This is a genomic window from Alteromonas sp. CNT1-28 (assembly GCF_022348345.1).
GTDB lineage: Bacteria > Pseudomonadota > Gammaproteobacteria > Enterobacterales > Alteromonadaceae > Alteromonas > Alteromonas macleodii.
The window spans coordinates 17,048-38,379 of the sequence record NZ_JAKREZ010000006.1 but is presented as its reverse complement, the minus strand read 5'-3'; the positions used below and the strand labels follow the sequence as shown (position 1 = coordinate 38,379).

Here is a 21,332-nt window from a genome sequence, read left to right as displayed (position 1 = left end):
TAGAAGTGACAAAGTGAAAACACTTTGATGAGTTATATGCGCCTATTATCGTACCGTAAGCACCACTCTATACCCTCTTATCATACGAGAAACATCACCTTGGTCATCATGTGAACCTTGCGCTGTTATCCTCTCATGTGCATAACCCCATTTAAGCTTCGCACAAAGCTTATCAATGAGTTTTAACCCTATTCCAAATCCGCCATCTAACTCACTGGTAGTCGGCGCAGATAAAGTCGCTTGGTCTTTTTCGTTAAGCGCCTCTTCTTCAAGGCCGTCCTCTTCGTTGAGCACAGTTAGCGTTGCATCTGAAAGACTTATTGTGACTCTTCCTTGCTGCGTGTGCTGATAAGCGTTTCGAATCACATTTCCTATCACAATTTCGCTCGCCGTTTTCGCAAGCGTTAACTCACAATCGCTCAATTGCAGCTGCACACTCACGTCTTTTCCCGACAGCAAATACATTAAATCTTGGCTTAGAGCCTCAACCATTGCTTTAAGATTAACCTTTTCTTTGGGTAAAGCTGCTTCTTCATTTCTTCCTAACCAAAGTAGAGTTTCGGTCAAATCTGCCATGGTTTTTGAGGCATGATCCACCCGCGCAAGCGCGTTATTGCCTTTAGTATTTTCACTATCGATCACTCTGTGCAGTAATGCCGCGCTACTTCTAATGACGGCAATCGGCGTTCTAAGCTCGTGACTCGCATGGTTAACAAATTCCCGTTCTCGATTTAGGGTGTTGCGCACGTTTTGCAAACTGCCATGTATCATCCCTGCTAGCGCGTTAAGTTCCTTATAACGAAACTCCGGGATAGGCTTATCGAGCTCTTGTTCATCCAAAGACGCCGCCCACCTCTGCAATGACTCTATCGGGCGAGACACGCTGCGCATAAGAAAAAGCAAGGCGACAAAAAACGAAACCAGTGCAACTACGCCCACAATGGCGCTGTAAATAACATGGTTTATTCTAAAGTGTTTTTTGCCGTCAGAAGGTGGCGCGACAAACACTTGGGAAACGTATCGCGACTCTCCATTTTCTAACGGAACTAACACGGCAAAGTGAGCCGAAATAGGACGGGAAAACCAATCAGGTTTGTTGATATCTTTCATAAGTGAAAACGGTATAAAGCTCTCTTTGGAAAAGCTCTGCTTCACTTCGTCAGGCAAACTCTCGTAGTTCGCAAAAACATGTAAATCGAGAATTTGAGCATGCTTGTTGTCATCAAGCTCTGCGCTTTCTGCCGCCCGTATCATGGTATTTCTCAGCATGCCGTCCATACCATCGAAAAAGCTATCGCTGCTTTGTATTGAAAAGAGCACGATAACTACGGCGGCCAAACTTAATAGCGACCACAAGACGTAGCGTCTTAAGCTGATGCGAAGGCCATTTACCACTGATCGTTTCCTTTATTCGTACTTTTTGGTTCCGCACTTGTACTTTGCACTGAACTGGACTGTTCTGGTTTTAACGTCACACAAAAGCCTGTGCCGGCTACTGCTTTTACCTCAATGCTGGCATTCGCTTGCACCAGTGATTTACGCAAATTATGAAGATGTACTTTAAGCGCATTGCTCTCTGGCGCATCTTCTCCCCAAACCGCATCGAGAAGACGCTCCCGAGGCATAACTTTTCCTTGTTGCTGTAACAATGCCTTTAGCAGCGTAAATGCTGTGGGGCTTAACTTAATAGGCACGTTCTCAACACTTACTACTTCGCTTCCCATTGCTAAACTTACGTTGCCAAAGCGCAGCTTTTTCACTTGTGATGAACGCCTGTGCGCCAGTGCGAAAACGCGAGCAACCAGTTCAGGCATGTCAAACGGCTTCACTAAATAATCATCGGCGCCTTTTTGAAACCCTTCTAGCTTGTTTTCCAACTGGTCACGGGCGGTTAGCATAATAATAGGCGTATCGTTGCCGTCTTCCCGCACCCTCTCACATACGCTTAAGCCATCAAGTCGCGGTAAATTAATGTCCAGCACCACAACATCAAACGGATGCTTTTGGATGAGAGACAGCGCGGCTACACCGTTTGCAGCGTGGTCACATACCATGTCTTCAAGCTCTAAATAGTCGATAATATTGCCCGCCAGGCCCATATCATCTTCCACTAGTAACACGCGGATCATTAGCCGTACTCTCCGTTAAAGGTTTAACCAAATGCTTTGCCATTAGATGGCTTACATCGTCATAAATTAACAGTAATGCGGGTATTAATAAAAGTGTGATGACGGTGGCAAACAATATACCGTAACCCAGCGACGCAGCTGCCGGAATTAAGAACTGCGCTTGTACCGAGGTTTCGCCCAATATGGGGTATAAGCCTACAAAGGTGGTTATTGAGGTCAACAACACAGCCCGTAAGCGACTGGTACAAGCTTCGATGACTGCCGTTTCCACCGGCACACCTTCTTCTCGCAAAGCGTTGAATCGTGAAACCAACAACAAGCTGTCGTTAACCACTACGCCGCTAAGCGCCAATATGCCGTTCAGCGAGAGCAGACTTAACATTAATCCATTCGACCAGTGGCCGATAATGGCTCCAACTATACCAAAGGGAATGGCGGTCATAATAATAAGCGGCTGTACGTAGGATTTAAGCGGAATCGCCAACAACGCAAAAATAGACAACAAGGCTAATATAAACACGCTCTGCATGGAGCTTTGCGTTTCAGCTTGCTGCTCAGCCTCACCGGCAAAATAAAGCGATAAGTCCTGATACTGACGCGATAGCTGAGGAACAAACTCGTTGTTTAAGTGATTCACCAGTTCGGTTGAGGTGATAACATTGCTATCCACCGACGCGCTAACCGTTAGGGCGCGTAGGCCGTCTATACGTACCACCTGTTTTTCTTGCACATCTTGAATAACGTTGGCCACTACAGAAAGCGGTACTACGGTGCCGTCGTCCAGACGCACTTGCGTGTTCATTACATCAGACGGATTCATTCTGTCTTGTTCAGGATAACGCACCCGCACTTTTACTTCGTTTTTATCGCGCAAATAGCGCTGAACAATTTCGCCACCAAATGCTTTTAACAGTTGCTGCGATAGGCTTTGCGTATTCAACCCCAACGCTCGTCCTTCGGGGGTAAGTTCAAAGCGCATCATGGCTTCGCCGGGTGTTAGTGAACTCTCAACTGCGTATACGCCGTCAATGTTGTTGAGTACCTCAACAAAGGCATCGTTAGCCGCCGTCAGGGTATCGTCGTTAATGCTTTTAATTTCAACGTTAAACCCGTCGACCATCTCTCGGCGTGAGCGTATTTTTAGACTTTTTACGCCTTCTAAATTGCCAGTTAACGTATTCCAGCGTGCCGACAATTCATCAAGAGAATAAGAGGAGTCTTCATCAAGTGAAATGGTGATTGTGCCGCTTTGATCGCCACTCGCCGTTACTTGCAAACTGCTAATACCACTTTTATCTGCACCATTTTCTTGGGTTAATTGGCGGTCTGCCTCTAGCGCATTTTTCTCTAGCAGCATTAAGTTGCGTTCGTTCTGTCCATAGCTGGCATCGCTGTAAAGCGACATATTGGCCGAAACCGTGTCGCCCTGCATGCTGGGGAAGAAGCTTACTCTTACCGCACCTGTAAGCGGTAGGCTAACCACCATGACAAATAAGGCAATAAACAACAATACAGCGGCATAACGGTAGGCTACGGTGACTTTCAATAGGCGCTGATACACGCGGTAGTTAAACCACTGAAGTCCACCATCCGCTTTTTGCTGCACTTTGTTCCATACGCCACCTAATCCCCTTCGCGCTTTTTGCTTAGTTGGCAGATGGGCTAAATGAGAAGGTAAGATCAGCTTCGATTCCACCACCGACAGTAACAAACACAAGGTAACGATAGTGCCGAACTGAGAATAAAGGGTACCTAAGCCGCCCGATACGTTCGATAATGCGAAAAAAGTGGCCACTGTGGTTAGTACACCAAACAGTGTGGGAACCGCCACTTTATGGGTACCTAAAATGGTGTTTTGAAGCGTATCGCCATGCTGTTTACGCGTGGCGTACACGCTTTCCCCCACCACCACGGCATCGTCCACCACAATGCCAAGGGCCATGATAAAACCGAATGTGGTCATTTCGTTTAGCGTCATTCCCGTATAGCTGTCGGTCATGAAGTACAAGGTGCCGAAGAAGATAAAGGGCAACCCAGCCGCCACCCAAAATGCCACGCGTAGATTTAGAAACACGGCAAGAGTAACAAATACCAACACAATGCCCATAAGCGCATTACTGGTAAGTAACGTCAATCGCTCGGTAATAAGCGTGCTTTTGTCATACCAGGTTTCAAGCTCTACGCCTTCAGGTAGCAAGCCTTTTTCGTGCCATGCGTTCACTACTTCGTGAGCCTGCTGTACCATTTTTGTTACGTCGCCATATTCATCCATAAGCACCTGGATGCCATAGCCATTGGTACCGTTGTAACGTGACAAGTGATAGCTGTCGTCGGCAAACATATCGCGCACTGTAGCAACATCGCCAACGGTGAGTATGACGCCATTGGTATCGGTAATGAGCGGAATGTTGGCAAAATCTTTCGCCCAGTAAGACTGTTCAGACGCTTTTAAACGAATCACCTTTTCTTTGTTGCGCAAGCTGGTTGTAAGCGCGGTATTCGACTCCTGGTTAACGGCATCAGCCACGTCTGACAGCGTTAGTCCGTAGGCCTGAAGCTTACCTTCGTCTATTTCAATAGACATCATAGGGTCGACAAAGCTGCCTGCGCTGACTTCGCGAATGTCGTCTGTTGCCAGTAAATCTCGCTCTAATTGCTCACCCAAGTATTGAAGCGAAGCGTGGTCGACGTCACCATAAAGCTGCACCCAAATAGCGTGTTCTTGTCGGCGTGCTTTGCTGATAACAGGGTTTTCAGCATCTGAAGGGAAGTTAGAAATACTATCTACTTCAGTTTTGATGTCGTTGAAAAGCGTGTCTAAATCGTATTCGGTTTCCTTTTCTACCTGCACACTGGCGCCGCTGGCGTTCGAGGTAGAGGTAATTCGCTTAATCCCAGGGATTGCCTCCAGCGCGGTTTCAATTTTGATAGCAATCCCTTCTTCTGCTTGTTTAGGATCACCGCTATCGTATGTCATTGAAATGGTAACAAAGCGTGGCTCCATACTTGGAAATGCCTCTTTGCGGATATCGTTCATGGACACCAAGCCAAGCACGATAAGGCTGACCATGAGCAAATTGGCCGCTACTGAGTTCTGCGCAAACCAAGCGATAATTCCCCGGGAGTTATTCCCACCATTCCTATGGTTTTTCGGACTCTCGCCCCCGTCAAACGGCGCGCCGTTTCGATTACTTGTCATCGGCTTGCCCTCCTGTTTGCCCTTCCACTACAGGCAATACTTTGGTATTCACCAGATAGCTGTTTAAAGGGCGCGCAACCACCAGCGCTTGGCGTATTTCGCCAACCTGTTCTGACATGCTGTTGCCACTAGCGTTACCCGAGGTTTTACCCGCAACATTACTCACAATATCGCCCGTAACTTCACTGGTTTTTGGTGGGGTGATGTAGGCATAACCTTCGCTTTCAAACAAAACCGAAGGCGTGAACTTTGCCAACTGCCCGGTAGATGGCATTACTAACCATACTTCTTGCTTTTGCGAGATAGCAGAAGCCGGCAGTTTCCAGACATTGTCGAGTGCTCTTCCTTCAATGTCCGCCTGCACAAAGCTGCCGAATAAAAGAGGCGTTGATTGCGCCAGCGGCTTCTCAACAACCGCTATGGCGTTACGCTGACGCGTTGTATCACTTTGATGCCATTCAGCGCGAATGATATTGGTAACCCAGGTATTTCCCGTAGTGGTATCGGTAAGCGTTACCGGCCAGTTAAGGGAGGCATCACCAGACAACTGCGTTTCATCACCAGAAGGTAGTTGAGCCCATTGGCTAGGTGAAAGGCCAATTGCCACTTCGGCAATATCTGCAGAATAGAGTGTGGCGACCGCACTGCCAGCTTGAACATAGCTCCCTAGCGCAATGTCACGGCTGACCACCAATGCATTAAAAGGTGCACGTAACGAGGTAAACGCCAAATCTCGCTTGGCTGAATTTACACTTTGCTCGGCTTCATCCAAAGTGGCCTGAGCCGCCTTTAGCTGTGGCTCACGCAGTACTAATGCCGATAAAGGTTCACCATCAAGCCCTGAACGTGTCCATTCATCTTTCGCTTGAATACCCTGTAATCGCTCTTCTTCTAGACTTACCACAGCCGCTTGATAGGTAGCATTTGCACTTGCTAACGCCTGTTGATAGTTGGTGTCATCAATACGTGCCAATACCGTGTTATTTGCCACTCGGGCACCAGTTTTAAAAGACGAAGATATTTCAGTAACTTGACCACTAACCTGTGCGACTAAGCTCAAGCTATCTTGCGGAACAACCTGACCATACCCCCTCACCTTAGCGCGATAGCTGTCGGCGGTTACATCGATAATGCCTACTTGAGCCAGCTGAGCATTGCCGCTTTGTTCTCCCTTTGGGCTGCGATTAGTGGTATTAACTGATGACGTGTCGCTTGCCTTGTTAAGCCTGTTCACACCGCTATCGGCAGCAGGTAATGCTGCTGGCCTTTCACCACCTGCAGGTTTCTTTGCCTGAGCGGCATTTTGTGGTTGCTCAGCATTCGCGGAAATTGCTGGAGACGTTGGCTTTGATTCGGTCTGCGGTTTTGCGCCGGGATGTTGGGCGCCCATATTCATCATGGTATACATAACCGCTAGCGCAATACTTGCGGCGGCAAGTAAAGTTACAATAATTCGTTTGTTTCTCATTGTGACACTCCAAGGCCAAGGGCTAGGCCTAAGTCGATTCGGTTTTGTAGTTTCTGGGCGTAAAGCTCTACTGCCTGAGCTTGTAGGTTAAAACGCGTGTCATACACGGATAGTAAGTCCAAGATGTCAGCGAGGCCTTGCCGATATTGACCTTCAAGGGTAGAAACACTGCGCTCTGCATTTGCTAACGCCACGTTGGTGTGGCTAATTCGAGCACTCAACGCGGTTTCGCTATCCAGCGCATTTTGGGTTTCCTGTACCGCCGTTAATAACGTTTCGCGATACTGCCACCAGGCATTGGCTGAGGTTAGCTTTGCATCTTCAATTTGCGCCCTTAAAGCGCCCCCCTGAAACAGTGGCGCGCTCATCTGTCCAAGCAAACTCCATAAAGGGTTAGTAAACAAAGCTTGTGAAGGTGTAGAGGCATTATCAGAAAGAGATGCAGACAAGCTAATGCTTGGCAACAGGGCTTTGTACGCCACATCGACTTCAAACTCTGTTGCTTTTAACGCATAAAAGGCCGCCTGAAGATCGGGTCTACGTGCCAGATCCTGTTTCGGCAAAGTTGTTAGCGGCAATAACACGTCGGGAAAACTAACTTGAGTGTTGAGCTCGTTTAGCGATTGGTTTTGTCTGCCTAAGAGTACGGCCAACGTGCGCTTTGCTGTTAAAAGTGCATTTTCATATTGGGCAATAGTAGCGCGAGTATTTGCACTGCTTGTACGCGCAGTATCTAAATCGTCTAGGCTTCCCAGCCCGGTGCTATAGCGCTTTAAAATAACGGCTTCGTTATTTTCTAGTACCGTTAACCGAGACTGCTCAATATTCAGTAATTGCTGCTGAGTGAGTACGTCGATATAGCTTCTTACTACGTTAGCGACCAGAGAATCTCTGGCAGACTGATAGCTGGCTCTGGCACTTGCTGCATCTAAATTTGCTGCACTTATTCCATCGCTGATTTTTTGCCATAGGTCCAGCTCCCAACTGACATTCATGCTCGCGCTATAGCTTGGACTGATCGAATTAGAGCTCATACTGGAGCTGGTATTTGAGCTGGTAGATGCACTGCTATTGCTGGTTTCACTTTTTGACGCAGAGAAGCTCGCGTCAACATTAAGGTTCCTATCCGCTTTTGCACTATCAATGGCTACTTGTGCTTTTCTAAGCGTTATTAACGACTGCTGCAGACTAGCATTAGAAGACAGGGCTTCCTCAATGTAACCGGCCAAGAGGGGTAACTCTTTGATATCAATGACATCGGTTAACCTCGTGTCCGAATTCAGCAGCAAGGTTTGTGTTGATTCTTGTTGCCGTGCTTGAGACTGCCACACAACGTTGTTACCTGTTGACGACGATGCCGATTCGCTCAACGCTCTGTCATCAGTACTTGTGCATGCAGACAGCAAAATGCAAAGGGTAATGCTATTTACCGTCAGTTTTATCTTGCCCATGACTTGTGCCTATTATTTGGCGCACAGCATACTTTCGAAGGTCTATGCGCAGCTTCTTTAAATTAACTGACACGAGTATTTCAAACGCAGGGTTAAGGTCCGGTTAAGGAAAGAGCAAGGAATTAGAAATAAATGAGAAAGGTAGGAATAAGGTATTAAAAAGGCCAGCTTAACGCTGGCCTTTGAATGACATGTTGCGAAGATAGCTCTCAATTAAATCGCTATCTTGACAAGTCGGTATTTACCGCAAGTATTACCGCTTATTCATCATCTTCAACTAGGGTCATCAACGATGTGTTACCACCTGATGCCGTAGTATCAATACTGATGGTTTTTTCGGTCATCAAACGCTGAATAAGGTTGTCGTTATATTCTGCTGTGATAACCGGCAAGATAGCGCCTTCGCGAGATGACAGCATTGCTGTAATACGCGCAGTACGCTCAGTACCAGAGTCGACTACCACGCCAGATAAATCTTCATCCATTAGCAAGGTATCTAGATGCGCAAGACGCGCTACTTGGAATAAGCCTTTTGGTGCGCCAGTTGATTCAAACTTGTTTTGAATTTCAACGGCTTCTTCATAGAAGATTTCAGACACAACTGATACTACCGGGTTACCCGTTGATAGCGCGGTCACAATAGACAGTAACCAGTATTCGAAGGTTACTTCCTTATCGGCGAAACACACCAAGATTCCGCGAGGCTCTAAGTAAAGCTTGTTCGATTCACCTGTTGGGCCCGGCAGGGTTTGTGGCTTGGCAAGCTTACGTTCAACACTGGTTAACTGCTGACGCGCCGTCGCAAGCGTGCGGTTCAAGTCATCAGCAAGCTCGTCAACAATGTCTACTTTCGCAATTTTTGCCAGAAGCTGACGTACCATAGAAATACGGTCATTCAACGGCGTATGACGCCACTGCACTTCTACCGCTTTCGCTTTATCCATCATTACGTGCGCACGCTCGGCAATCTTCTCATCACCGACAAGCGCTGCATCAGTGCCGTCTACATCATCAATGTGCGATGGCTTAGGTGTGGCACGTTCCATCATTAAGCGAGGCAGATAGTTAGGACCACCCGCTTTTGGACCTGTGCCAGACAATCCACGTCCGCCGAAAGGCTGAACGCCAACAATAGCGCCAATCATGTTGCGGTTAATGTACACGTTACCCGCGCGGCTCTTAGCTGCTAGCTCGTTAGCACGCTCTTCAATACGCGAGTGAATGCCCATAGTTAGGCCGTAACCTGTGCCATTGATTTGCTCTAGCACACTATCAAGGTCTTTCGACTTAAAGCGAACAATATGCACCACAGGGCCGAACACTTCTTTTTCAAGCACATCAATGTTCTTGATTTCATACAAGGTCGGCGCAAAGAAAGTTCCGTTTTCAAAGCCTGCTGGCATTTCATTGCGATAAAGCAGCTTAGCTTTATCTTCCATGTACTCTTGGTGATCGGTCAGGCTCTTAAGCGCCTTCTCGTCAATCACAGGGCCAACATCGGTAGCAAGCTGCGTTGGGTCACCAACGGTAAGCTCTTTCATGGCGCCGGTTAGCATTTCGATCAGATCGTCTGCAATTTCCTCTTGCACAAATAAAACGCGTAGTGCTGAACAGCGCTGACCGGCACTTTGGAAACCTGAGTGGATCACATCATCAACTACCTGCTCTGGCAGTGCAGTTGAATCAACAATCATACAGTTTTGACCGCCCGTCTCTGCAATTAATGGCACCTGTTCGCCACCACGTTCCGCAAGTACTTGAGAAATTAACGTACCGGTTTGCGTTGAACCTGTGAACATTACCGCCTTAATGCGCTCGTCTGGCAGAAGGGTTTCGCCCACTTCTTTACCTGGCGATACGATAAGTTTCAATGCATCTTCAGGCAGGCCTACCGAGTGCATAATATCTACCGCACGCTGCGCAATAATGCTGGTTTGTTCAGCAGGCTTAGCAATAACCGTGTTACCTGTTACAAGTGCCGCTGCCACTTGGCCTAAGAAGATGGCTAGTGGGAAGTTCCACGGGCTAATACAAAGCACAACACCACGAGGAAGTAAGCGTTGATCTTCAGCAAGCTCTTCTGCACGCGCCGCGTAGTAGCGACAGAAATCAACGGCTTCACGCACTTCATCAATACTGTCTTGCGCTACTTTACCGGCTTCACGCATACAGATAGCGATAAGTTCTGCCATGTGGCGCTCAAGCGCATCTGCTGTTCGATTAAGTATTTCAGCGCGCTCGCTTACATCGCGTTTAGACCATGCTTCAAACCCAGCTTCGGCTTCATCTAATGCTTTGCGCATATCATCAGGCGTAGCGTAATGGTGATAACCTACAACGTCGTTGTGGTTAGTTGGGCTAAGTACCGCTGTCGCACCTTCTGGCACTTCACCGGTCACTTTGTAGTAATCCTGCCAGCGTTCAAGTTCGTGTTTAAGCGCCGTTACCGCATTGGTGTCGGTAAGGTCTAGACCACGCGAGTTATCGCGCTCTGGCGCATACAGCCCACGTGGGGTTTTGATTAACTTGTTATAGCGTACTTTCAGGCGTTGTGTTTTCTCTACCGGATCTTCAAGCAAAGACTCAACCGGTTTTTCATCGTCAACGATGGCGTTTACAAACGACGAGTTCGCGCCGTTTTCAAGAAGACGACGTACAAGGTAGGCCAATAAGTCTTCGTGTTCACCAACAGGTGCATAAACACGGCACTGAATTTTATCCTGTGTTACCACCTGATCGTAAAGAGTATCGCCCATACCGTGCAAACACTGGAACTCAAAACCTTCTTTGTCGTCACCAGCAAGCTCAACAATTACAGACGCTGTGTAGGCATTGTGAGTCGCAAACTGCGGGTAAATGGTGTCGCGATACTCAAGTAGACGGTTCGCACAGGCATGGTATGACACATCTGTTGACGACTTACGGGTAAATACAGGGAACTCTTCAAGGCCCGCTTGTTGAGTAAGCTTAATCTCAGTATCCCAATAAGCGCCTTTAACCAAACGCACCATTAGCGGACGACCTACCTCTAGGGTAAGTTCACGTAAGTGCTCTATAACGTGGATTGCGCGTTTTTGGTAGGCCTGTACGGCCAAGCCAAAGCCTGTCCAACCGTTCAGGTCTTCGTCGCGAAATACAGCTTCAATAATATCTAGAGAAAGCTCTAGACGGTCTGCTTCTTCCGCATCTACGGTTAAACCGATATCGTATTCTTTCGCCATCATACACAGCGCTTTCAAGCGCGGCGGAATGTCTGCCATGGCGCGTTCGCGGTGAGAAAATTCAAAGCGTGGGTGAATAGCAGAAAGCTTTACCGAGATCCCCGGTGAACGCTTAGGACCGCGTCCGTTAGCCGCTTTACCGATTACTTTTATTGCTTTTACGTATGCATCGTAGTAACGCTCAGCGTCGCGCATAGTGCGTGCGCCTTCGCCTAGCATGTCGTAAGAATATACGTACCCTTTGGTTTCTTTCTCTTTGGCGCGATCTACCGCATCTTCAATGGTTTCGCCCATAACGAACTGACGACCCATAACGCGCATCGCAATGTTCATGGCGCGGCGAATAACAGGTTCACCCAAGCGGCCAAGGGTTTGTTTTAATAAGCCAAACTGTTCTTTCTTGCGCTTGTCGGCATAGTTCACCATGTTGCCCGTAAACAACAAGCCCCACGCCGATGCGTTAACAAATAACGACTCTGAATTCCCCAAGTGAGGTGTCCACTGTCCCTGAGACAGTTTGTCACGAATAAGCTCATCTTGAGTGGCTTTGTCTGGAACACGCAGCAAGGCTTCAGCCAAGCACATCAATACCACACCTTCTGCTGTAGATAGCGAGTATTCATTTAATAATGCGTCAACACCACCGTGCCCTTCTTGCTCTCGGCGAATTTGAAGCACCATCTTTCGTGCGCGTTCCCATGCACGGCTTCGTGCACGTGGGTTTACCTCGGCAATGGGAAGGATTTGATCCACAGCCACCGACTCACTAATGCGATAGTAGTCTCTTATACGCTGGCGTAGGGGTGAAGTTGTATGAAGTGTGTCGTTAATGAGCATTGCAACCCTTTCATAGAAATAGCTGTAACAAAAAGCGTTCCCGCCGTGTAAGACTGCTCACGGTTACATGGAAGCGGCTAAAAAACAAGCAAAGTCGAAACCCTGCGTTGACCTGTCGTTCTTCTTTTAACTTTATACTTTTGGATGAAGATCACGACAGTGCCAAATTTGCGCGGATGGTAGCACACAAAATCGCCCTGCCAAGCCCCTACCAGCAAAGTTTTTTTGATTCTCTGTCAAGCTACGTATTCAGTGCGTTAGATGACATTTTTTAGCCTGTTGATACCGCATTATTTTTTAGTACAAAAGCGGTGAGCGATTTGCTTCTAAAGTCGTAGTAAAGCTGGTCTATATATGGTGTATTTTTAATCGTAATAAAAAGCGGTTAATAAAAAACCGTCTACACTTTAAAAAAACAAAAATACAAATAGATAGGTATTTGCCGATGTGGTTAAGAAAATTCAGTTTAATTCAACGTTTGGGCATTATCGTTGCCCTAATTACGCTATTATTTGTACTTCTTACTGCCGTTGTTTTAAACAGGCACTACGAAGCATTAAAGCAAAAGTCTTATGATGAAAATCAGCACCTGGTCGAGGTGGTTCATACCATGCTTAGTAGCTTCGCGGCGCGCACCGACGTAGACGAGGCAACCGCTAAGCAACAGGCGTTAGAGGCCGTCAAAGCACTACGATACGACGGCAGCAACTACTTTTGGATCCAAGACCAAACGCCATCTATGGTTATGCACCCCATCAAGCCCGCCCTTGACGGTCAAAATTTACGAACCTTTAAAGACGGGAACGGCAAAGCCTTCTTTATAGAAATGGCGCAAAAAGTGAACTCGAAAGGTGAAGGTTTTGTCGATTATGTATGGCCGCTTCCCGGTGAAGAGTCACCTACCGACAAAATTTCCTACGTTAAAGAATTCAAGCCGTGGGGATGGACAGTGGGCTCTGGTATCTACCTTACCAATCTTGAAAAAGAATTTGCACATCTTCGCAATGTGATTGCGGTGTTTTGTCTGGTTAGCATAGTGCTAGTTGTGGTGCTTGTTTATGTGATTGGCGGCAGCATAGTGAAACCGGTTCAAGAAGTAAGTGAGCGAATGAAGGATATCTCACAAGGAGAAGGTGATCTTACCCGCTCGTTGCCTGAAACTGGCCAAGATGAAGTAACGCGTTTGGCACGCTACTTTAATGAATATACCGAAAAAATGCGCCATTCTCTGTTGGGGATCCGTGAGAATATTAATTCACTGACCCAGCAAGCAGAACTTGTAGAAACATCAAGTAAAAATAGTAACGCTCAGGCACAGACGCAAAATGAAAATATGCTTCAAGTTGCCGCTGCCATGGAAGAGATGACAACGCAGATAAATGAGGTTAGCAATAACGCAGATTCTGCAGAAAAAAGTACCAGCAGCGCGCGGGGTAACGTGCAAAACGGCGCCTCGGTTGTGGATAGTACCGTAAACGATATACGCTCTCTTACCTCTGATATTGAAAGCGTAAGTAGCGCTGTTACCGAACTTGCTGCGCAGACTGAAAGCATTGGTGCTGTACTTGATGTAATCCGCGGCATTGCCGAACAAACTAACTTACTGGCGCTTAACGCTGCTATAGAAGCAGCGCGAGCTGGCGAGCAAGGACGAGGTTTCGCCGTCGTAGCTGATGAAGTGCGTACACTGGCAAGTCGAACCGGACAAAGTACCGATGAAATCCAAGCGATGATAGAAAAGCTGCAAAGTAATGCCAAAAGCGCAGTAGATGCAGTAAAAGTAAGCCAGTCAGCGTCAACCAAAACGGTAGACAACGCTATACAGGCGAATCAAAATCTGCAAGAAGCTGATCGCTTAATGACTGAAATTGCAGATATGAGTAGCGAAATAGCGCGGGCTACCGAGCAGCAAGCAGAAGCCGCTACCGAAGCGAATATGCGCATCAATGCGCTTTCGGGTGCTGCTGATAGTAGCTTGAGAACGGCAGATGAATTAGCAGCTGCGAGCCAGGCGTTACGCGCAAGCTGTATAGCAATAATGGACATTGCGAACCGCTTTAAGCTTTAAAGCATTTTACATTTCAACGAGCCTGCTGCGCTTTGCTGCAAAGCATTGAGAAGCAGGCTCACTTTACTACTGCTACCACTCCATAGCTCAGGGTAATTTTCTTTTAAAAAAAAAGTAAACTTTGCCGAATTTTGCTTCTCTTACGTCAAGTTGTTTAAAAGCTCACATGGTTTAATCAATACACCTACCTTCTGCGTATGGAAGAAAAGACCTGAGTGCATTACACTCAGAGGCACCATAAGTGGCGGTTAATCGATTACTTTTTATTGAGCGATATACTAGCCACCAAAGTAGTGACTTATGCGCAATAAAAGCCAGACGCGCAAAAAATCAAGGAGTTGAATATGAGCAGTGGTTCAAAGGGTAAGCCTATTTTATTATGGGTTGTCGGTTTTTTCGTGTTGCTATTTTTGGTGTATTTCCTGTTCGCCAATACCATCATCAAATCTATTCTTGAGTCCAAGCTGGGCGAATCCTATGGAGCAGAAGTGAATATCGACGAGTTCGACCACTCTCTTTTTCCAACAACTGTTACGCTGAAAGGTATTGCACTCACCAACCCCACAAAGCCTACTCACAACCAAGTTTTTGTAGGCGAAGCTCATGCAGACGTTGAGCTAAAGCCACTGTTAGATGATCAAGTTATCGTAAACAATCTTGATTTACTGAAAGTGCAGTTCGATACACAGCGCGAGTCTGAAGGTGAAGTGTATCGCGTTCCAGAACGTTCACTGTCATTTGACGAAATTAAAGCAAAAGCCAAAGAAGCCGTGCCTACGGTTGACGAACTTCTCGCCCGCAATCCACTAAAAACCACTGCTGCCATTGAAAATGCAAAGTCTGCCTACGAAACCTATGGAAAAGGTTTGAAAGACGACTATGAATCTCTACCTGATAAGTCGCGCATTGAGTACTACAAAACGCAGGTAGCCCAGCTAAAAGAAACGAACTACAAAGACCCTCAAGCCTTGGTACAGGCAAAGTCTTCTTTTGATAAGTTGAAAGAAGAAATGCAGGCAGACCGCGCGCTTATTAGCAATTTCACGGAAAAAGCGAGCGATGCCAAACAAGCCCTTAGTGAAAGTGTTGAAGCACTTAAGAAAGCGCCACAAGAAGATTACGCGTTGCTAAAAGGGGTAATTGCAGGTGACCAAGCGGCACTTTCTCAAGTCACTTACTTTGTGTTTGGCGACAAAGCGGCGGAATACACTGAGTACCTTATGGCAGCAATGCAAATTGTTATGCCGCTCATTCAAGGTGAAGAAAAAAGTGAAGCACCGACTGAAGTGCCGTCGATTTTGGTGAAAGAAGCCAATGTATCAGTGCTTTGGCAAAATGAATCTATCACCAGCAAATGGAACAACATTACAAACGTTCACGAAGTATTCGGTAACCCCACCACCTTTACTATTGAAGCAGCGGGCGAGTTACTAAAGTCGTTTACTTCCAGCGGTGAATTCTGGATTGACGGCAACGGGGTTGACGCTAGCCAAGTCTGGCAGCTAGCCGGTGTGAATATGTCTAACATTTCATTTAGCGGTAATGAAACACTAAATGCGGTGCTTAAATCAGCGCTGATGAAAACCAATGGATCGATGAAAGTCACTGATAACATGCTTACCGGTACGGGCGAAGTTGACCTTCAGCAGCTCGTTATGGAAGCAACTGGCACCAGTGATATCACCAGTGCTATTGCGCAGGCACTGCAAACGTTAACCAGCCTAAACATGACGATGCTGCTAGACGGCACGCTTTCAGACCCTGGCTTTAACATTAAGTCTGATCTGGATAATAAGCTGGCTAAAGCGGCGCTTTCACAGCTTACTGCCAGCCAAAAAGACAAGCTGGATGAACTAAACAACAAACTCAACAGCATGATAAGTAACGAACAATCATTGCTATCAGGCGAGCTTGTTGACGTAAACAGTATGCTTAGCGCAGCCCAAGGCGACAGTGCCGCCCTTCAGGAGCTGCTTCAAGCTCAACTTAACAACGTAGTTGAGCAGCAAAAAAGTAAGCTGTTTGATAAATTGAAGGGAAAATTGGGCCAAGGTGAATAATGCGCCTTTGACTCGACGCTGCTTCGCGGCATAATAAGACACAGCAGAGGCGAAGAGCCTCTGCTTTTTTTCCGCTTAACCACATTGTCAGGTGAATCTGTGTTGCAAGGTAAATGGCTTCCCATTGTATTGATAGTACTGCTTGGTCTATTGCAATACAGGCTATGGTTTGGAAAAAATAGTATTCCCGATTACTTCAACCGAAAACAAGAAGTTCACTCTCAAGCCCTTCAAAATGCCAACCTCGCTCAGCGCAATGCCCTACTTAAAGCTGATATTAGCGATTTAAAAATTGGTCTAGAAGCCATTGAGGAAAGAGCCCGAAATGAACTCGGTCTGATCAAAAAGGGAGAAACCTTCTACCGTATTTTGCCCGCAGATTCTAAGTGAAGAAAATGACATCGCCCCGCGTTGTTGCGGTTATCCCCGCAGCCGGAGTTGGCAGCCGAATGCAGGCTGACCGCCCAAAGCAATACCTCACCTTAAATGGTAAAACCATTCTTGAACACACGATTGACGCGCTGCTACAGCATCCGTTAATCGATGACGTGATCGTAGCGATAAGCCCAGGTGACGCGTATTTTGATCAATATCGGTTACGTGAAAAACCCATTCGCGTTGTAGATGGCGGAAAGGAACGCGCTGATAGTGTATTGAACGGGCTTATGTCACTTGGCGAGAACGATTGGGCACTGGTTCACGATGCCGCGAGGCCTTGTATAGAAGAGAGCGATATTTCCGCACTGCTCGAATTAATGAGCAGTGATAACGTTTCTGGCGGTATTCTAGCTACCCCTGTTCGTGACACCATGAAGCGGGTCAGACCTTCAACAAATGTTATTTCTCACACTGAAGACCGGGACGGTCTTTGGCACGCTTTAACGCCTCAACTTTTTCCAGCAACATTGCTAAAACGCGCGCTTCAAAATGGTTTATCACAGGGCGCGAATATCACAGACGAAGCCTCTGCCATGGAGCTTGAAGGCTACAAAGTTGCCATGGTAAGCGGAAGTCCGGCAAATATAAAAATAACGCATCCGGCCGATCTTCCTTTGGCAGAATTTTATCTTAAGCAAAAATTAAGCGCGCAAGGCCAGAACGCTCAAAACTACAGAGCTCAAAGCCACAGCGCAAAAAATCAAAAGGCACAATCATAATGCGAATTGGACACGGATTTGATGTACACAAGTTTGGCGGTGAAGGCCCCATCACAATAGGTGGCGTCAGTATCGACTATGAGCAAGGACTGTTAGCTCACTCAGATGGCGATGTATTACTACACGCACTGTGTGATGCAATGCTAGGTGCAGCAGCACTCGGTGATATTGGCAAGCACTTCCCTGACACAGACGACGCATACGCGGGTGCAGACAGCCGCGTGCTGCTGCGTCACGTTGTCAATGTAGTAAGGGAGAAAGGTTACCGCTTAAGTAATGCAGATATGACCATTGTGGCGCAAGCACCTAAGATGGCGCCGCATATTACTGCTATGCGTGAGATTATTGCCCAAGACTGCAACGTATCGCTTGACGACATCAACGTAAAAGCAACGACCACTGAAAAGCTAGGCTATACAGGCCGTAAAGAAGGCATTGCCTCTCACGCCGTTGTTCTACTGGAAAAATTATGAAGCCTTTACACACTGACCACTGGCAGTACTATTTCGCAAAACCTGTATCCACCGGTATTTTTAAATTCCAAGCCGACGATTTTCAAGTTGTCGAGGATTTGGGTTATACCCCTTGTGGTGAAGGCGAGCACCAGTTTGTATTTATTGAAAAAACCAACACCAATACCGCGTTTGTCGCTGAGCAGCTAGCCCGTTTCGTTAACCTTCCATTACGCCAAATTACCTATGCTGGTCGCAAAGACAAATACGCGGTAACGCAACAGTGGTTTGGTATTCATGCGCCGGGTAAGCCTGACTTCGACTTCAGCAACTTTGAACTGGAAGGCGTTAAAGTGCTTAAGCAAATGCGTCACAATAAAAAGTTGCGAACGGGTCAGCTTAAAGGCAATCACTTTACGATTACCTTGCGCCAGGTACTGCATCCTGAGGCCATTGAAGAGCGTCTTCAAGAAATTGAAAAGCACGGTGTGCCGAACTATTACGGCGAACAACGCTTTGGCGTAATGCGCTTAAATGACATGGGTGAAGTGCAACGCGGTGGAAACCTGGTAATGGCCGAGCGAATGGTAAACGGTGAAACCATCAGACACCGCAACAAACGTTCCATGGCGCTTTCTGCACTGCGCAGCTGGCTATTTAATGAAATGCTTTCTGCACGCTTAGAAAAAGGCATGTTCGACAAGGTCACTCACGGCGACGCGCTGGTGCTTTCAGGTTCTAACAGCTTTTTCATCAACGAAGGTTCCGACGGCTCTGAGCAGCAGCAAGACGCACAACTTCGTTTTAATGCCAAAGACGTATGCCCTTCAGCACCGCTGTGGGGTAAAGGTGAACTTGTTACGCAAGCTGACACACTAGCACTTGAGCAATCTGTTGCAGAGCAAAATAGTGAAGTTATCGACTTTTTAAGCCAGTGCGGGTTCGAACAAGAGCGTCGCGCGATAAAAATTTGGCCTTCACAGCTTGAATGGCAGAGTAAGGGTGATACATTTACTATCTCGTTTGCGCTTCCAAGTGGCTGCTTTGCAACCTCAGTCCTTAGAGAGTGCGTGGAAACCTTGTCCCCAATTAACAGGGTGTAAAGAGTATTGAGAAAGCGTGGCGCGCAACAGACTAAACCTCGCGTGGCTGTGGATAAGAATAAAGGAAAGTACGCAACATCATGAGAGCTTCTAGAAAAGGAGACGCGTTAGCACAACTGCTTTATAACGAGGGAATACGTTCGCAAGCAGTATTGAACGCCATTGCTGGTACGCCGCGGGAAAGCTTTTTACCCGACGCGCTGAAACATAAGGCCTATCAAAATACGGCATTGCCAATAGGTCAAGGCCAAACCATTTCGCAGCCTTATATTGTTGCGAAAATGACAGAGTTGCTGCTAGATAGCCCTAATAAACCCGAGAAAGTGTTAGAAATAGGCACGGGTTCAGGTTATCAGACCGCTATTCTTGCGCAGCTTTTTGCCAAAGTATTCAGTGTTGAACGTATTAAATCATTGCAGTTCCAAGCGAAACGTCGAATGAATCAGCTCGACCTTCACAATATTGCAATGAAACACGGCGATGGTTGGAAAGGTTGGGCGTCCAAGGGCCCTTACGATGCCATTATTGTCACCGCCGCCGCTGCAAGTCTTCCACAGGATTTGTGCGATCAGCTTAAAGAAGGCGGGCGGTTGATTATTCCCGTAGGTAACGAGCAACAATCGTTACTGTGTATTGATAGGATTGAAGGTGAACTAAAAACATCGACCATTGAATCGGTCCGATTTGTTCCCCTTGTAGCAGGAGAGCTAATGTGAAGCTTTTTGAGCCATGTTATGACATGGCGTTACGCTGGGCGAGACATCGTCACGCAACCAAATATTTGGGCGGGTTAAGCTTCTCAGAGTCGGTTTTCTTCCCTATTCCACCTGATGTAATGCTTGCGCCAATGGCACTGTCCCAGCCTACTAGAGCATGGCAGTTCGCTTTTATTACGACCATCGCGTCGATTTTGGGCGGTATTGCTGGCTATTGGCTTGGTTACTTTGCTTTTGATGCTTGGCTGGCTCCGCTTATCGAGAGCTGGGGGTATACCCACAAAATAGACACGGCAATGCAGTGGTTTAAAGACTACGGCGTATGGGTAGTTTTTCTTGCTGGTTTCTCACCTATCCCTTATAAAATTTTCACTGTGAGTGCTGGCTTCTTGCAAATGGCCTTCTTGCCATTTGTACTGGCATCAGCTGTTGGTCGAGGCGCACGCTTCTTTTTGGTCGCAGCACTCATGCGCTGGGGGGGCGCAGCCATGGAGCAAAAGCTAAGGCAGTATGTAGAAGTGCTTGGATGGGGAGTAGTCATCCTCGCAATATTCGCTTATTTACTATTGCGATGACATGCGTAGGCCCCACCTTCACATAGGAATTTTGTTATATATTTGTGTACTCATCGGGGGCTGTGCAGGAAGAAGTGCACCCGCTCCCGTCGTTTTATTAAATAGCCAAGTTTCAGATGGAAGCGAAGAATACACAAAAAAAACCTATAAAGTTCAACGGGGAGACACCCTCTATGCGGTGGCATGGTACACGGGAAATGATTATCGCGACTTAGCAAAATACAACCAATTATCAGTCCCTTACACCATTTTTCCTGGTCAAGTTTTAAAAATCACACCACCAGCCAAAGTAGTTAGCGCCCCCGAGAAACCTAAAGCTCAGACTATACGGTCAACACATCCGACCACAACAAGTGTAGACCAAAGTTTGGTTGACCGTCCACAACCACAAGCGTATGTTGAACGTGAAGATTTTGTTAAAACACAAAATATTTCAAAAGTCAAGAAGCCGTCACAAAGCGTCAAAAAACAAACACCGACGAGTTTCCCAGACAAAGTACAAGAGTGGATGTGGCCTGCAGAAGGTAAGGTAGTTGAAACCTTCAGTAAGTCAGAGTCAGGCAACAAAGGTATTGATATCGCTGGTGCTAAAGGCAGTAAAGTCGTAGCGGCAGCAGATGGAAAAGTTGTTTACTCAGGTAGCGCACTAAGAGGTTACGGTAATCTGGTTATCATTAAGCATACAGATACCTTTTTAAGTGCCTATGCCTACAACGATGCCATTTTAGTTAAAGAACGAGAATGGGTGTCGGCAGGGCAGCAAATTGCAACCATGGGTGACAGCGGAACAAATTCGGTAAAACTTCACTTTGAAGTTAGGTATAGAGGGAAATCATTAGACCCTATGAAATACCTGCCAGCATTAAAATAATAAAAATAAATAACAATAAAAAAGA

15 protein-coding genes are annotated in these 21,332 nt (G+C 46.9%); 9 read left to right on the top strand and 6 right to left on the bottom strand.

Going from position 1 to position 21,332, the window contains the following annotated elements; all coding sequences use genetic code 11:
- Positions 1-45: 45 nt before the first annotated feature.
- From MHN02_RS04955 to putA, 6 genes are all read right to left on the bottom strand, one after another.
- Positions 46-1,395 (bottom strand): HAMP domain-containing sensor histidine kinase, encoded by a 1,350-nt coding sequence (locus MHN02_RS04955; RefSeq protein WP_014975607.1) that lies wholly within the window; start codon positions 1,393-1,395, stop codon positions 46-48.
- Positions 1,389-2,129: a response regulator transcription factor gene (locus MHN02_RS04950; protein ID WP_014948173.1), complete on the bottom strand. Its 741-nt coding sequence runs from the start codon at positions 2,127-2,129 to the stop codon at positions 1,389-1,391. Before MHN02_RS04950 ends, MHN02_RS04955 begins: the two co-directional genes overlap by 7 nt.
- Complete coding sequence (locus MHN02_RS04945; RefSeq protein WP_014975606.1) at positions 2,101-5,328, bottom strand: efflux RND transporter permease subunit; 3,228 nt, start codon at positions 5,326-5,328, stop codon at positions 2,101-2,103. Before MHN02_RS04945 ends, MHN02_RS04950 begins: the two co-directional genes overlap by 29 nt.
- On the bottom strand, positions 5,318-6,796 hold the full coding sequence (locus MHN02_RS04940; RefSeq protein ID WP_014975605.1) for an efflux RND transporter periplasmic adaptor subunit: 1,479 nt from the start codon (positions 6,794-6,796) through the stop codon (positions 5,318-5,320). The genes MHN02_RS04945 and MHN02_RS04940 overlap by 11 nt, the downstream gene beginning before the upstream one ends.
- On the bottom strand, positions 6,793-8,247 hold the full coding sequence (locus MHN02_RS04935) for a TolC family protein (RefSeq protein ID WP_014975604.1): 1,455 nt from the start codon (positions 8,245-8,247) through the stop codon (positions 6,793-6,795). The genes MHN02_RS04940 and MHN02_RS04935 overlap by 4 nt, the downstream gene beginning before the upstream one ends.
- Positions 8,248-8,507: 260 nt before the next feature.
- Positions 8,508-12,305, bottom strand: coding sequence for a bifunctional proline dehydrogenase/L-glutamate gamma-semialdehyde dehydrogenase PutA (gene putA / locus MHN02_RS04930; RefSeq protein WP_239244867.1), 3,798 nt, complete (start codon positions 12,303-12,305; stop codon positions 8,508-8,510).
- Between the two features lie 445 nt (positions 12,306-12,750).
- Here putA and MHN02_RS04925 point away from each other — a divergent pair, with 445 nt between their 5' ends.
- From MHN02_RS04925 to MHN02_RS04885, 9 genes are all read left to right on the top strand, one after another.
- Entirely contained in the window at positions 12,751-14,373 is a 1,623-nt protein-coding gene (locus tag MHN02_RS04925; protein WP_239244865.1) for a methyl-accepting chemotaxis protein, read from the top strand.
- Positions 14,374-14,717: 344 nt separating this feature from the next.
- Complete coding sequence (locus MHN02_RS04920; protein WP_039224435.1) at positions 14,718-16,433, top strand: TIGR03545 family protein; 1,716 nt, start codon at positions 14,718-14,720, stop codon at positions 16,431-16,433.
- 99 nt (positions 16,434-16,532) lie between these two features.
- Positions 16,533-16,823, top strand: coding sequence for a cell division protein FtsB (gene ftsB / locus MHN02_RS04915; protein ID WP_014948164.1), 291 nt, complete (start codon positions 16,533-16,535; stop codon positions 16,821-16,823).
- 5 nt (positions 16,824-16,828) lie between these two features.
- Entirely contained in the window at positions 16,829-17,590 is a 762-nt protein-coding gene (gene ispD, locus MHN02_RS04910) for a 2-C-methyl-D-erythritol 4-phosphate cytidylyltransferase (RefSeq protein ID WP_156077854.1), read from the top strand.
- Positions 17,590-18,063: a 2-C-methyl-D-erythritol 2,4-cyclodiphosphate synthase gene (ispF, locus tag MHN02_RS04905; RefSeq protein ID WP_014948162.1), complete on the top strand. Its 474-nt coding sequence runs from the start codon at positions 17,590-17,592 to the stop codon at positions 18,061-18,063. The genes ispD and ispF overlap by 1 nt, the downstream gene beginning before the upstream one ends.
- The gene (truD, locus tag MHN02_RS04900; protein WP_239244862.1) at positions 18,060-19,145 is read left to right on the top strand and encodes a tRNA pseudouridine(13) synthase TruD; all 1,086 of its coding nucleotides are present in this window, start codon (positions 18,060-18,062) and stop codon (positions 19,143-19,145) included. Before ispF ends, truD begins: the two co-directional genes overlap by 4 nt.
- A gap of 80 nt (positions 19,146-19,225) precedes the next feature.
- Positions 19,226-19,861: a protein-L-isoaspartate(D-aspartate) O-methyltransferase gene (locus tag MHN02_RS04895; RefSeq protein ID WP_014948160.1), complete on the top strand. Its 636-nt coding sequence runs from the start codon at positions 19,226-19,228 to the stop codon at positions 19,859-19,861.
- The gene (locus tag MHN02_RS04890) at positions 19,858-20,436 is read left to right on the top strand and encodes a YqaA family protein (protein WP_014978237.1); all 579 of its coding nucleotides are present in this window, start codon (positions 19,858-19,860) and stop codon (positions 20,434-20,436) included. Before MHN02_RS04895 ends, MHN02_RS04890 begins: the two co-directional genes overlap by 4 nt.
- A gap of 31 nt (positions 20,437-20,467) precedes the next feature.
- Positions 20,468-21,307, top strand: coding sequence for a peptidoglycan DD-metalloendopeptidase family protein (locus MHN02_RS04885; RefSeq protein ID WP_239244858.1), 840 nt, complete (start codon positions 20,468-20,470; stop codon positions 21,305-21,307).
- Positions 21,308-21,332 lie beyond the last annotated feature (25 nt).